This window comes from Breznakia sp. PF5-3, assembly GCF_029504745.1.
Classification (GTDB): domain Bacteria; phylum Bacillota_I; class Bacilli_A; order Erysipelotrichales; family Erysipelotrichaceae; genus Breznakia.
Map to the genome: position 1 here is coordinate 1 of NZ_JAQFIQ010000055.1, position 13,729 is coordinate 13,729.

Consider the following 13,729-nt stretch of genomic DNA (forward strand, 5'->3'; position numbering starts at 1 on the left):
AAAAGCCTCTTTTAGAGGCCTTAGGAGAAAGGTTGTAACTGTCAGGTATTTAGTAGTCGAAGGACTACACAATAAAAGACCCTTACAGGGTCAGTACATACCACTGATTATATCAGTGGTTATGATTTTAAAGTAGTACGATTATAAGCATTTTCCCAGTCTTTGGTGAATGTGTCTACTGCTATATCAGTCATTGGATGATCCATCATATTTTGAAGTACATCTGTTGGTACTGTAACAGCTTGAATTCCACCTTTGATTAATTCATGAACTTGACGAGTATTTTTGAAAGATGCAGCAATTATTTTTGTTGGTAAATTGTTGACTTTCAACATTTGTATCAAGTCTAAAACATTTTCTACTCCATTACCAAGGTTATCCATTCTATTTACATATGGAGCAAGAGCATCCGCACCAGATAAGGCAGCTAAGAATCCTTGTTCGGCTGAATAGATTGCTGTCGCCAAAACTTTAATTCCTAGTTTCTTACATTCTTTGATAGCTTTCAACCCTTCATTGCTTACTGGTATTTTCGCATAAATATTTTGTTTTCTAAGAGAATGTATATATTTTGCTTCTTCAACAATTCCAGCACAATCAGTTGCTAGTACTTGAACATATAAAGCTTGATCATCATTTAGAATTGACAAGATATCATCAATCACGGCATGAAATTCTTTTTTGCTTTTCGTAATGATGGTTGGGTTGGTTGTAACTCCATCAATTGTAAGATATTCATTAAAATGTTTAATTGCACTTGTATCGGCAGTATCTAAGATTAATTCCATTATATTTCCTCCTATATAATTTCTACATATTTAAGTATACTATATTCTATTAAAATTCAAAGACCAATTGATTTCAAAAGTTTGTACAACCAAATTTTTATTGGTTTTCCACGCATTAAAACTTTGAATTCAAAGTTTTTTACTTGTTTTTATGAAGTCTATAAGAAACAAGAGAAAGTTGTAAAATGAATGTACTATAAGCGCTTGAAATCTCCTTTTGATTGCGGTATATTGAGATAGAACGGAGGCGTCTTATGCTTGATAAAATAAAAGGAAAATTAGTAGTATCTTGCCAGGCTTTACCTGATGAACCTTTGCATTCATCGTTTATTATGGGAAGGATGGCATTGGCTGCGAAAGTTGGTGGAGCCAGTGGAATCCGCGCACAGAGTAAAGAAGATATTGATGAAATTAAAAAGGTTGTTGATTTGCCTGTGATTGGGATTGTAAAACGTAATTATCCAGATAGTGATATATATATTACACCAACAAAAAAGGAAGTTGATGAATTGTTATCAACAGGGTGTGAAATGATTGCTCTTGATGCAACAGATCGCAAACGACCAAATGATGAAAAAATAGAAGATTTAATTGAATATATCAAAGCTCATGGAGTAAAAACAATGGCAGATTGTAGTACTTATGAAGAATGTATGGAAGCAGAGCGAATAGGGTTTGATTGTGTTTCAACTACCCTATGTGGATATACACCATATAGTAAAAAAGTAGATGGACCCAATTTTGAATTAATTAAAAGATTAGTGAAAGATTTAAAGACACCATTGCTAGCAGAAGGGAAAATAAATACTCCTGAAGAATTACGTCAAGTTTTAGAATTAGGAGCATACAGTGCAGTTGTTGGTGGTGCAATCACAAGACCTCAACAAATTACAAAAACATTCATTGATGCAATAAAAAAATGATCAAAATTGATCATTTTTTCTTTACCATTCATCCACTGCTTTAGCTGGTTCTGCTTCTTCGGCTGGTTCCGCTTCTTCGGCTGGTTCTGCAGCTACTAGTTCATTTCTGTTTACGGTAGAAGCATATGATATTACTTCTTCAGTTGCATCAACACCCATATCAATATCAGGATGAGTATCAACAACTACATCTTCTATTGGTTGTGGTTGATTAGCAGCTACCTTTTTCTTTGTTGTTTCTGAATCCTTCTCTAAAGAAATTGTATGCGAATGAATTGCTTCACTAGTTTTACTACGATATTTCGTATTCTGTTCATTTTCTTTATAAGGGTTTCTGTTTTGAGAAGTATTCTGTTGCCCTTTGACTTCGTTTATAGTATCTATGGCTTGGGTTTTAAGTTCTTCTAAAGCACTTCCAAATAACGCGAAAACAGATTTCTTCTCCGCTGGATTTTTTTGCTGTTGTTGTTTTATAGAGATTTTTTTCTTCCCAGATATATAATTCATTGATCTTGGTGTATATAGGTTATTAGAAACTTTTGATAGTATCCTAGTTTTATTTTTCTTAATTGCAAGAAGAATTGCAATTAAGATACTGATAACAACAATCAAGGTTAGGACTGCAAAGATAGGACCGTTACTCTCATTGGTCTCGGAATTACTAAAGTTTGAGTATGAATCATCGTCGTAATAGTTATCGTATGATGAATATTGGTTAGCTTTAATTTCAATGTAAGGTTCATCAAAGTTCAAAATATCATAACTTGTTTCATAATCGCTATAATAATCTACATGATCATGATTAGAGTTAGAACTTATAATATTTCCCGGGAAAGAAAATGCAATAATAACTTCTGCATCCATCTCTTTTAATTGATCAATTGTATAGACATCAAATGTACTTAATAGATAATTTCTTAATGCTTCACTTTCTATTTTAATTGTTATTGTCTCTGAATCATAATCAATATCTTCATAATATCCATCACCTAATAAATCTTGTAGGCTAACTTCATAAGCATAGGATGAAAAATAATATTGATTTCCATAAATGTTTCCAAAATCTTCATCATAAATACCAGATAAAGAATCCTTCTCCATTTGTTTACGAACGCTATCAATTGTTGCATGGCTATTATCAAAGGCGTCCTTATCAACTTCTAACGAATATAAAATAGAATAATCGTCTTGTCCATTATAATAGACAGTCATGTTTGCTTCTCCACATCCACTTACTAAAGTGATGAAAAGAATAATAAATAATAATCTAAATTTTTTCATGATTCCCCTCGTTATGTAAATAATTATATCAAAATTGAGCTAGATTGGGTACTTTATTTAGATGAATAATGTATAATGGAAAGGAAAAGAAGGTGAAAAGATGAATATTGTAGAAAGATTTATAAAGTATGTGAAAGTGGATACACAATCAGATCCAAACAATATGGAGGCACCATCAACCAAGAAACAGTTAACCCTGGCGAATATTTTAGTTGATGATATGAAAGCAGTGGGGATTGGAGATGCCCATGTAGATACTTATGGGATTGTTTATGGAACCCTTGCTTCTAATATTGATAAGAAGGTTGAAACAATAGGATTTATTGCTCATATGGATACTGCTCCTGATATGAGTGGAGAAAATGTAAATCCTAGAATTATTAAAAACTATGATGGTGGAGAAATTATTCTAAATGAAGCATTAAATATTTCAATGAGTCCTAAAATGTTTGATAATTTAAATGGTGTAATAGGAAAAGATATTATTGTTACAGATGGTACAACATTGTTAGGTGCTGATGACAAAGCCGGTGTTACAGAGATTATGGAAATGTGTAAATATTTCTATGAGCATCCAGAAGTAAAACATGGAACAATTAAAATTGCGTTTACTCCAGATGAAGAAGTAGGAAGAGGAGCAGATCATTTTAATGTGAAAAAGTTTGCTGCTGACTATGCATACACAGTAGATGGTGGAGATATCAATTCTATTGATTATGAAAACTTTAATGCAGCTTCTGCAGAAGTATTAATTCAAGGAAGTAGCATTCATCCTGGTGATGCAAAAGATAAGCTTGTAAATGCAAGTAAGTTAGCAATGGAATTCCATATGTTATTACCAATTGAATTAGATCCTGCAAAAACAAGTGGACGTGAAGGATTTAATCATCTTACATATCTAAATGGACATACAGAACATGCAGAGATGGAATATATTATTCGAAATCATGATAAAAAGCTTTTTGAAAATCAAAAAGAAGAATTTTATCACGCAAGAGATATTATGAATGAAAAATATGGGGATGTAATTTCTGTGGAAATAAAAGATTCATATTATAATATGGCAAACTTAATTGAAACAAGAATGTCAATTGTGGATGATGTTAAACGAATTATGAAAGAAATGGGCTTACAACCGACGAGTACACCAATTCGTGGTGGAACCGATGGTTCAAGATTGTCATATGAAGGACTACTTTGTCCAAACATTGGAACAGGTGGAGCCAACTTCCATGGGAAATATGAATATGTTTGTATTCAATCAATGGAGACCATTCGGGATTTAATAATCAATATCGTAAAAGATAAAGCCAAATAAAAGCAACTTATGAGAAGTTGCTTTTATTCTTTTATTTTCAATCCTAAGATTTTAGATAAATCAATTGCTTGCATTGGGCTTACGATAACACCTTTTAAACTATCGTTTGTCAATGCAATACCTTCGATATTACAAGAACTTACATCGATATTTTTTAAATGGGTATGCAAAAACTCACAGCTAGCAAGGTTACACTCATCAAAGAATACATCCTTAAAGGTTGTTTCGTTGAAACTGCTTTGAGAAAGATTGGTTTGTGAGAAGCACGTATTTTTAATAGTAGCACAGGAGAAGTTTGTGTAATTGGCACTGTTATTTATAAATTGGATATCTTGTAATCGCGTGGAAGAGAAATCACATCCTGTTAAACGACAGTTTTTAAAGATTACTCTAATGAGTGATCCTTCATAAAATGATAGATTAGATAAATCACAGTTTTCAAAGATGATATCCATGCCATCGATACGCTCAAAATCACAATCAATAAAGGTTGTGTTTTTAAAATGACATTCATTGATTTTAAGATGTTTTTGTTTGATTTCCTGAAATTCTTCATTTTCCCAAATACCATATTCAAGCGATTCACTAGATGTGTACTCGTAGGTATGTAGGGCTTGGAAAAATTTGGGTTGTTTAATGTTCATGTTATCTATTATAAATGGCAATTATAATTTTTACAATCTTATAAAAGGAGTTATCACAACAGCTGTAATTTGGTATAATGAGAATGTTGACTTAGGAGATTACGATGAAAGAAATTAATGAAATTGCAAATAGTTTGCAAGTTGCAGAAAGCCAGGTAGTAAATACCTTGAAATTGTTAGAAGAAGGGAATACAGTTCCCTTTATTGCTCGTTATCGAAAAGAGATGACGAAAGGATTGGATGAAGAACAAATTCGTTTAATTCAGGAAAGTTATACATATAAAATAAATTTAGAAAAGCGTAAAGAAGATGTTTTACGTTTAATTGAGGAACAAGGAAGACTTACGGATGAGATTCGTGAGCAGGTCATGAAGTGTGAAAAATTAGCACAGGTGGAAGATATTTATCGACCATACAAGCAAAAGAAAAAAACACGTGCTAGTGTTGCTGTTGCAGCTGGTTTAAAACCACTTGCAGAATATTTATTGAGTTTTCCTCGTCTACTTGATGATGAAAAAGTAGCAAGCTTTTTAAATGATACAATCACAAGTGTTGAAGATGCTTTACAAGGCGCAAAAGATATTATTGCGGAAATAATCAGTGATGATAATGATGTGCGTACTAAAATTTATGATTCAATGATGAATTATGGAAAAATAAAAACGAATGAAAAGAAAAATCATGAAGATGAGAATAAAGTATATAAGATGTACTATGATTATGAAGAGCGCATTGGTAGTCTAGCAGCACATCGAATCATGGCGATTGATCGTGCTGAAAAAGAAAAAGTAATTACTGTTTCAATAATGATAAATGAAGAGTATATAACAAACTGGGTAAAAAGACGGTATATGAAGTATCCAAATAGTGCTACCTCTGCAGATGTTGAAGAGGCAATTCTAGATGGTTTAAAACGTTTGGCATATCCATCAATTGAAAGAATGGTGCGTAGTGAATTAAGTGAGAAAGCTCATGATACAAGTATTGATGTATTTTCATTTAATTTAGAAAAATTACTTCTTCAACCGCCAATGAAAGAAAAGATGATCTTAGGTTTTGATCCTGCATATCGTACAGGGTGTAAATTGGCAGTTATTGATCGCCAAGGAAAAATGGTGAAAGTAGATGTTATCTATCCACATAAACCTGTTTCTAAGATGAAAGAAGCAAAGCAAAAATTGATTGAGTTACTTACTACTTATAAGATTGATATTGTTGCAATTGGAAATGGAACTGCTAGTAGAGAGAGTGAAACTTTTGTAGCTGAAGTAATCAAGAGTAACAATTTAAATGTAGCATTTACGCTTGTAAGTGAAGCAGGTGCTTCGGTGTACAGTGCATCAAAATTGGCGATTGATGAATTTCCTAAATTACATGTTGAGGAAAGAAGTGCAATCTCCATTGCAAGAAGGTTATTAGATCCTTTATCAGAACTTATTAAAATTGATCCTCAATCAATAGGGGTTGGACAATACCAACATGATTTACCTACAACACAACTAAAAGAAAGATTGGCTTTCGTAGTGGAGAAGGCAGTTAACTTAGTTGGTGTTAATATCAACAGTGCAAGTCCAGCATTGCTGCAAAATGTTGCAGGATTAACAAGTGCGAGTGCAAAGAGCATTGTTTCGTATCGTGAGGAGAATGGGAAAATAGCATCACGTAAAGTGATTAAAAAAATCCCTAAAATTGGACCAAAAGCATATGAGCAAGCGGCAGGATTTTTACGTGTGGAAGATAGTGAAGAAAAGTTAGATCGTACAGCAATTCATCCAGAAAGCTATAAACTAGCAAAAGCAGTTTTAAAAAGATTAAATCTTACAGAAGATGATATGGGGACTTCCAAAGCAGAAATAGAAGTTAAAAAACTGAATCGTGAAGAACTATTAGAACAATTAGAATGTGATTCCTATACTTTGGATGACATTTTAGATGCTATTTGTTTACCATTGCGTGATTATCGTGATCAATATGATGCCCCAATTTTACGTCAGGATATTTTGTCTTTTGAAGACTTAAGTGAAGGCGATGAACTTGAAGGCGTGGTTCGTAATGTTGTTGATTTTGGTGCGTTTGTTGATATTGGGTTAAAAGAAGATGGATTGATTCATATATCACAATTATCGAAAACAAGAGTAAAGCATCCAAGTGATATTGTTTCCGTAGGCGATATTTTAAAAGTATGGGTATATAAAATTGATGAAGAAAAGCATAAAGTACAATTAACGTTGATTGAAAGATAGGTGTAATAATGGATATTTTTGATAAATTATATGACTATCAAAAAGATAGAGTAAAAGAAATAATAAGGAATAGTGAAACTGCAGATTATGGACAAACTGTTTTCTTTGGTGATTCTATTATTCAAAGTTATGATTTAAAAACATATTTTCCAAACGAGAATTACTATAATTGTGGTGTTTTAGGTGCAACTACTGTACAACTGCTTTATTTACATGATTATGCTATTCAAAAGTATAAGCCTAAGAATATCGTATTAATGATTGGTACAAACGATTTAGACGATGTACATCAGTATGAGCCATTAGATATTGTGTATAATGTTTATAAGTTGCTAGAGATTATTGATGTTCGTTATGATGTAGACAATATCTATATACTTTCTCCTTTACCGATAGATGAAAGTCGAATGAAGCAAGGCTTAAGAGATAATCGACAATTAAAACTTTTAGGAAAAGAGTATGAAAAACTAACAATGGAATTTGAAAATGTACACTATATAAATCTATTTGAAGATTTCTTAGTAGATGGTCAAATACATGCAGAGTATACAAGTGATGGCTTGCATATAACAGCAAAAGGGTATGCAATCATAAGTGAAAAATTAAAAGAAATCTATAAAATTTAAATAAAATAATAAAAAATGTGATAACAGTGGTGAAAATCACATTTTTTATTAATCAATTATATTTTATAAATGTTTTTGGGGTAATCAGTTGAATGTTGTAAAATTAGGGCTTACAATATAGTTGCAGATAGGACCCTGCTTTTTAAGCATGACAAGCAGGAAAAAATTTTACTCATATAATTATAACAAATAAGCAAACAATAAGTATAATATAACTAAATATTGTGCAAGGGAGGGCATTGTATGAAAAAGAAAGGAATTAGCAGGTTTGGAAATCTTGTGTTAGCAATATTTCTAACATTAACATGTGGAGCTGTGCTTCTTGATTCGAACGCATTAGAAGTATTAGATGACTTCGGTATTAAAACAGAAGTAACGTATTCAGATGCAAAAGACACAGCTAAGATTGAATTGGATCTAGAAGAAGTGAAAGAGGAATTTTCAATAATGGAAATTATAGATCCTGAAAATGAGAAAATGGATTTTAATAATCTTACTTTTGATGTGCAAAAGAATGGAGAATATATTTTCAAAGTAAAGTACTTACAAAAGACAAGGGTACTTAGTGAAAATGAACCGACTACTGAGGGCGATGATGTAACATATAGTGAAGCTTGGATTCTAAATGGAGATGAAGAAGAGCAAACATATGATTTGAAAGTAAAGGTTGATGAGATTAAAACTTCAGAAGATACGCAAACAACTATTGAAGAAAATCAAGGAAAAAAAGAAATCAAAGAAGTTGGTGATGCATTAAATGTACGTGGGTTTAGTGATAAAATTGAAATTTCCCCACGATCAACAGCAACCAATAATTCAGTAACCATTGATATACCAGATTATAATGCAACAACTGGGTGGACACGTGGAGATATCAAGGAAGTAAAGGTTACAGTTAACTTTGGTGATGCAACTTCAGCTAATAAAAAAGTATCAATTACAGTACCAGAAGGTTTGCGATATGAGCAAATTTCAATTAAGAGTGATACCAACAAAACAGGTGCAGATCCAAAAATACTTACACTTTATGATGCAGGTGATCCAATAGTTACAAGTGCAACTTCGATCACATTACCAAAATTAGAGACAGTAGCATCAAAGAAATCAACTTTTGGTAAACTAGAATATCAATTCTTGAATACCGTACAAACGGTTACGATTAAATTTCAAGTTGGAGTAGATATAACAAGGTATTATGGACCACACACAGTAAAAAATCCTATTAGTGTGGATGTAAGGAAAGGGAATAATGTCTTAGTTGGTGGTAGTGTTGTAAACCAATCAGTAAAATTAACAGGTGGTGTGTTATCAACAGGAATAATAACATACTACAGTACATTAACAGCAGCAGGATCAAAAGAGGTAATTGCTAGTACTGCAAGTGATGAATCTTTAGGTAGAGTTAACCAATATCATTTACCACTTCACAATTGGGAGTGGAAGGATACCCATAGATATGCTAAAAGTGTGACAATGGACTTATATTTTCCAGCAGGGATGGAATATCATAGTATTACGGGCTTGCCAGCATTTACTGTTGTAAGTAAAGACAATGCTGCAGGTCGAGTAACCATCAAAATTGATAATTGGATGACACGACAGGATTTTTGGCTCTATTATAAGGTTCCGATTGGAAAAGCCGTAGGGACATATAATCTAACAGGAAAAGATAAAATTACATATACTTGGTATGATGGTACGGTTGAATCAAAGACTAGACCAACTAGTGTAGTAGATTATAATACAAAAGTAATTTCAACCCCTGTAAATAAAATGACTCTCAGCAATAGTCGAGATGGATATGCTAATGCAGATGTAGAACATTATTCACGTGGTACAATGTGGGTGTTTTCTAATGCGAGTGCAGGAAAGCGTACAAATCAAACCGTAGAGTTTACAATTGATCCAAATTGGCAAGCGGTAATGCTGCATTTGCCATTTGATAAAACAATAACTACAAATAAAATTACGAAGGTATATTATAAAACGAATAAAAGTCCTACGACATGGAAAGAATATAATATATCGACAGGCTTACCATTGTCAGGGAATGTAGCAGTTTTGAAAAAGACAAATATGAAAAATGCTTCAGGAGCTGCACTTTTGGCTAGTGATGAGTATTTTACAGCGGTGAAAGCAAATATAGGGTCAGTTTCACAAGATTATACACAATCAACTAATATTGATAACAATGGAAATATTCTTGTTTATGGTAAATTCGCCCCTAATAGTACAGTGAATGAAGCGCCAATTACCATCTCAATGTACGATGAAAGTAATAAAACAGCAACTACTGTTACAGGAACAAGATATGTTAGAAAATCATTAGCAGGTAACAAAAAGGTAGTTTCGCATTCAACCGTGGAATTTCGAGATGAAAATAATTCAATAGTTTCAGGTATAACAGCTGGTTCATCTTTTAAGGTTAATGCGAAAGTATCAACTCGGCAAGTTCAACAATCAACAGCGCAAGCGATGGCAAATCCAGAGATTTATTTAAGACAACCAAAAGGAATGACGATTGCCTCAGATTCGATTACAATAAAGGATAATTCAGGAAAAGCTGTGGCTTTCGATATTGCACCACTTTATCAAAATAAATTTGGTGAAAAAATTTATATATTAAAAACTAAAAATTGTGTATTAGGATTATATTTAGATGAAAATATTTCTATCAATAGAACTTTCAATGTATCTTATACAGTAGGAACAGATGGTACGATGGCTGGAGGGTCGATGAATGCTAGGGATTTAGTATCATGGGGAAAAGATGGATATGCACCAGTTAGTGATGGACAAACCCCAGGGTATGTTGATGCGTATGATTTTAATGGAAATAACAATTATACAGAACAATTACTTTCTTTTAAAGATCTTCCGTTTACTATAGCAGAAAATAAAAACGTATTAGTAGAAACGTTCTTGTCATTTGCGGGTCAAGAACCAAGTGCTCCATATATAGAAGGAGTAGATAGTACTTTAGTTTATTTTACTCCTGGAACACAAGCAGATTATACGGTGAAGATGACTAACAATTCATCTTCAGCGGCTAAAACAAAAGTATATATTCCAATTCCAAAAACAAATGACAATTTTGGAGCAGGATTTCAAAGTACGGCTTTTAAATGGGATATGAAATTAAGAAGTGCAGTTGCTGCGCAAAGTGGTTTTACTGTTATGTATTCTACAACTGCAACAGCTGCAAACTATGAGCAAGCTGCTCAATATAAAACAGCAGCCCAAGTAAACCTAGCAGATGTGAAAATGGTGAAGATTGAGGCTACGAGTATGGCAGTAAATGCGACTGCAAACTTCAAAATACCACTACAAATCAATGAAACATTCAGTAGTGCTACACAACCTGGACAAGAAAAAGTAAAGACAAGGAATATTTATAATCCTAGGTATTCTGTTGAAAGTGCTAGTTTTAATGGGAATCTTCCAGGTACTAAAGTAGGTGCTGAATTAATTATTACCGAAATTGGTGGAACAATCTTTGAAGATAAGAATGGAAATAGTATTTATGATGCTGGAGATTTACCAGTTATAGGTCATAGTGTAGAACTATATAAATGGGATGATGTACAGAAAAAATATTTGGTAGCTAAAGATAAAGCTAATAAAGCAATTACAACAGTAAGTAATGCAACTGGAAAGTATCTCTTTGATAATACTTTAGATTTACCAAAAGGTACGTATGCTGTGAAGTTTGCCGCAAAAACAAATTATCAATTTGTGAAGACTGGATCTGGTAGTTCAGATGTTGATAGTAATGTAATCATTGCTGATAATCTTCCAAAAGCTGGTGATAAATATAAAGGATGGATTATTGATATTGATGGAACTTTACCAATTGCGAAAACCATGGGTTGTGGATTTGTTAAATATAATCCAGCGACAAATTTAGGATTAACGTTACCAACAACAACTTTAGAGTTCAAAGTAGATGAAACACGTACAATGAGTCCAACAAGCATTACACCTAACTACTGGGAAACAATTAAAGGGAATCCTGGATATAAATGGGAATTGGTCACTGCAACAGACTCACAATATGTACAGTTAACAGCAGCGAATCAAAAACAATTGACATTAAAAGGTTTGAAAAAAACACCATTGGGTTATGAAATTCAAGTTAAGTTAACAATCAATGATATTTATGGTGGTACAAAAAGTGCTACTACAAAAATAAAAATTAATACAAAGGTAGCACCAACTATAACAACAAGTACGATAAATGCCTATGTTGGTGATCAAGTGAATCTATTAGCTGGAGTTAGTGCAAAAGATGATAATAATGAAAATATTGTAATCACAGAAGAAGGAGCACTTAAAAATACAACGATTCTTAATAAAGATAAAATATCAAGTTCAGGTGGAAAATACAACAAATCAGAGACTTATAAAATAACGTATGAAGTGTTAGATAAATATGGAAACAAAGGAACCAAAGATCGAATTATTAAGGTTAATGGAAATCCGATTATTACTGCCAATGCACAAGTATATCAACTTGGTGAGGCAGATATTCTCACAAAAGTAAAGAATGCAGCTGAGGCTAGTTTCATGAAAGCATCAGAAACACCAGGAAATGCAGCTACAAAAACAGTGTTTGCTATGAATGCACCAACCATAACAGGACCGACACAAGACTTTACAGCAGTTGGTAAATATCAAGTTACATATAGTGCGAAAAATGAAGATAATAAATCAGTTAGCAAAACCGTTGATGTGATTATTACAAATGGAATAGTTCCAGGTAATGAACAAAAAGGTATAGAAATTAGAGCAGATAATATTGTAATAGAACGTAATGAGTTGGCAACCTTTGATCTTGCAAAAGCAATGAATAAAGCAAATGTACAAGCAATCTATTATGAAAGAGATGATAAGAAAAATCTTACTAAACTAGATGATATTACAACATCAATTAGTGTAAGTTCACTTGATAATATAAAAAAGGCTCCTGAAAAAGGTGGCGAATATGAACTTACTTTTACTACAACATATAGTGGAGTTACAAGCAATAAGAAGATTTTGGCAGTGGTTGTAGGTAATGAATTAAAAGTTCAAAATGGCTTGGTTATAAAAGCAACCGATATTGATATTGAGAATGATGCAGCAAGAGTTCTAACGCAATCACAAGCGATTTCATTGGCGAATGTAGAAGCGTATGTATTACAAACAAAACAGGCAACTGCAAATAATACAGTAAATACTACTCAGCTCAATGCGATTAAAGCAGTTACTAATGATGCACAAACATTCAAGCTAACCTATACTGCAACACAAGATGGAAAGACAGTAAGTATTGAAAAGGATGTAAATGTAAATCATTCATTAGTAGGACCAGTAATTACAGCAGATGCATGTGAACATTATGTAGGTGATAAGTTTGAAGTACTACATGATGTAAGTGCTAAAGATGTGAATAATGATGCTATTAATTTAGAAATGACAGGTTCTAATAAAAATACTGAAGTGGAACATCAAATACCATTAGAAAATGGTGAGTATAAAACAGCAGGAACTTATGAAATCAAATATGCAATTACTGATAAATATGGTAATACAACAGAAAAGACAAGATTGGTAAAAGTACATGCTATGCCAGTGATTGAAACAAATCCACAAGTATATTCATTAAAAGATGAAGATATTGCTGGACAAATTACAGCAGCAGCAAGTGCATACTACAATAAAGCAGATAATGCTGTTGGGGCCACTCCTATCAAAACAAAAATTGATGAAATCAGCTATGAAATTAGCGGACCTAGCCAAGATTTCAGCGAAGTAGGAACTTATGAGATTACCTATAAGAGTGAAAATGTAGATGGACGTAAAGCAAGTAAGAAAGTAGAAGTTATCATTACGAAGAATGAGCCTTTACCTACCGATGTGGATAA

At 32.7% G+C, this 13,729-nt stretch carries 8 protein-coding genes; 5 read left to right on the top strand and 3 right to left on the bottom strand.

The genetic code is table 11. The annotated features are described in order from the left end of the window. Positions 1-119 precede the first annotated feature (119 nt). Positions 120-788, bottom strand: coding sequence for a transaldolase family protein (locus tag M2475_RS10435; protein ID WP_277491403.1), 669 nt, complete (start codon positions 786-788; stop codon positions 120-122). Between the two features lie 254 nt (positions 789-1,042). Between M2475_RS10435 and M2475_RS10440 the strand changes: the two genes are divergently transcribed. Continuing rightward, positions 1,043-1,711: an N-acetylmannosamine-6-phosphate 2-epimerase gene (locus tag M2475_RS10440; protein ID WP_277491404.1), complete on the top strand. Its 669-nt coding sequence runs from the start codon at positions 1,043-1,045 to the stop codon at positions 1,709-1,711. 21 nt (positions 1,712-1,732) lie between these two features. On the opposite strand, the gene M2475_RS10445 is transcribed toward M2475_RS10440, so the two are convergent. Beyond that, positions 1,733-2,992, bottom strand: a complete 1,260-nt coding sequence (locus tag M2475_RS10445) for a hypothetical protein (RefSeq protein ID WP_277491405.1) — start codon at positions 2,990-2,992, stop codon at positions 1,733-1,735. A gap of 100 nt (positions 2,993-3,092) precedes the next feature. Between M2475_RS10445 and pepT the strand changes: the two genes are divergently transcribed. Continuing rightward, positions 3,093-4,310, top strand: a complete 1,218-nt coding sequence (gene pepT, locus M2475_RS10450; protein WP_277491406.1) for a peptidase T — start codon at positions 3,093-3,095, stop codon at positions 4,308-4,310. A gap of 23 nt (positions 4,311-4,333) precedes the next feature. Here pepT and M2475_RS10455 read toward each other — a convergent pair whose 3' ends face one another. Then, on the bottom strand, positions 4,334-4,954 hold the full coding sequence (locus M2475_RS10455) for a pentapeptide repeat-containing protein (RefSeq protein ID WP_277491407.1): 621 nt from the start codon (positions 4,952-4,954) through the stop codon (positions 4,334-4,336). A 104-nt stretch (positions 4,955-5,058) separates the two neighbouring features. Here M2475_RS10455 and M2475_RS10460 point away from each other — a divergent pair, with 104 nt between their 5' ends. The 3 genes from M2475_RS10460 to M2475_RS10470 form a co-directional block, all read left to right on the top strand. Further along, a complete protein-coding gene (locus tag M2475_RS10460) occupies positions 5,059-7,197 on the top strand; it encodes a Tex family protein (RefSeq protein ID WP_277491408.1) in 2,139 nt (712 codons plus the stop codon). A gap of 8 nt (positions 7,198-7,205) precedes the next feature. Continuing rightward, complete coding sequence (locus tag M2475_RS10465; protein ID WP_277491409.1) at positions 7,206-7,823, top strand: GDSL-type esterase/lipase family protein; 618 nt, start codon at positions 7,206-7,208, stop codon at positions 7,821-7,823. Between the two features lie 243 nt (positions 7,824-8,066). Then, the coding region (locus tag M2475_RS10470) for an SdrD B-like domain-containing protein (RefSeq protein ID WP_277491410.1) at positions 8,067-13,729 on the top strand (5,663 nt) is incomplete at its 3' end.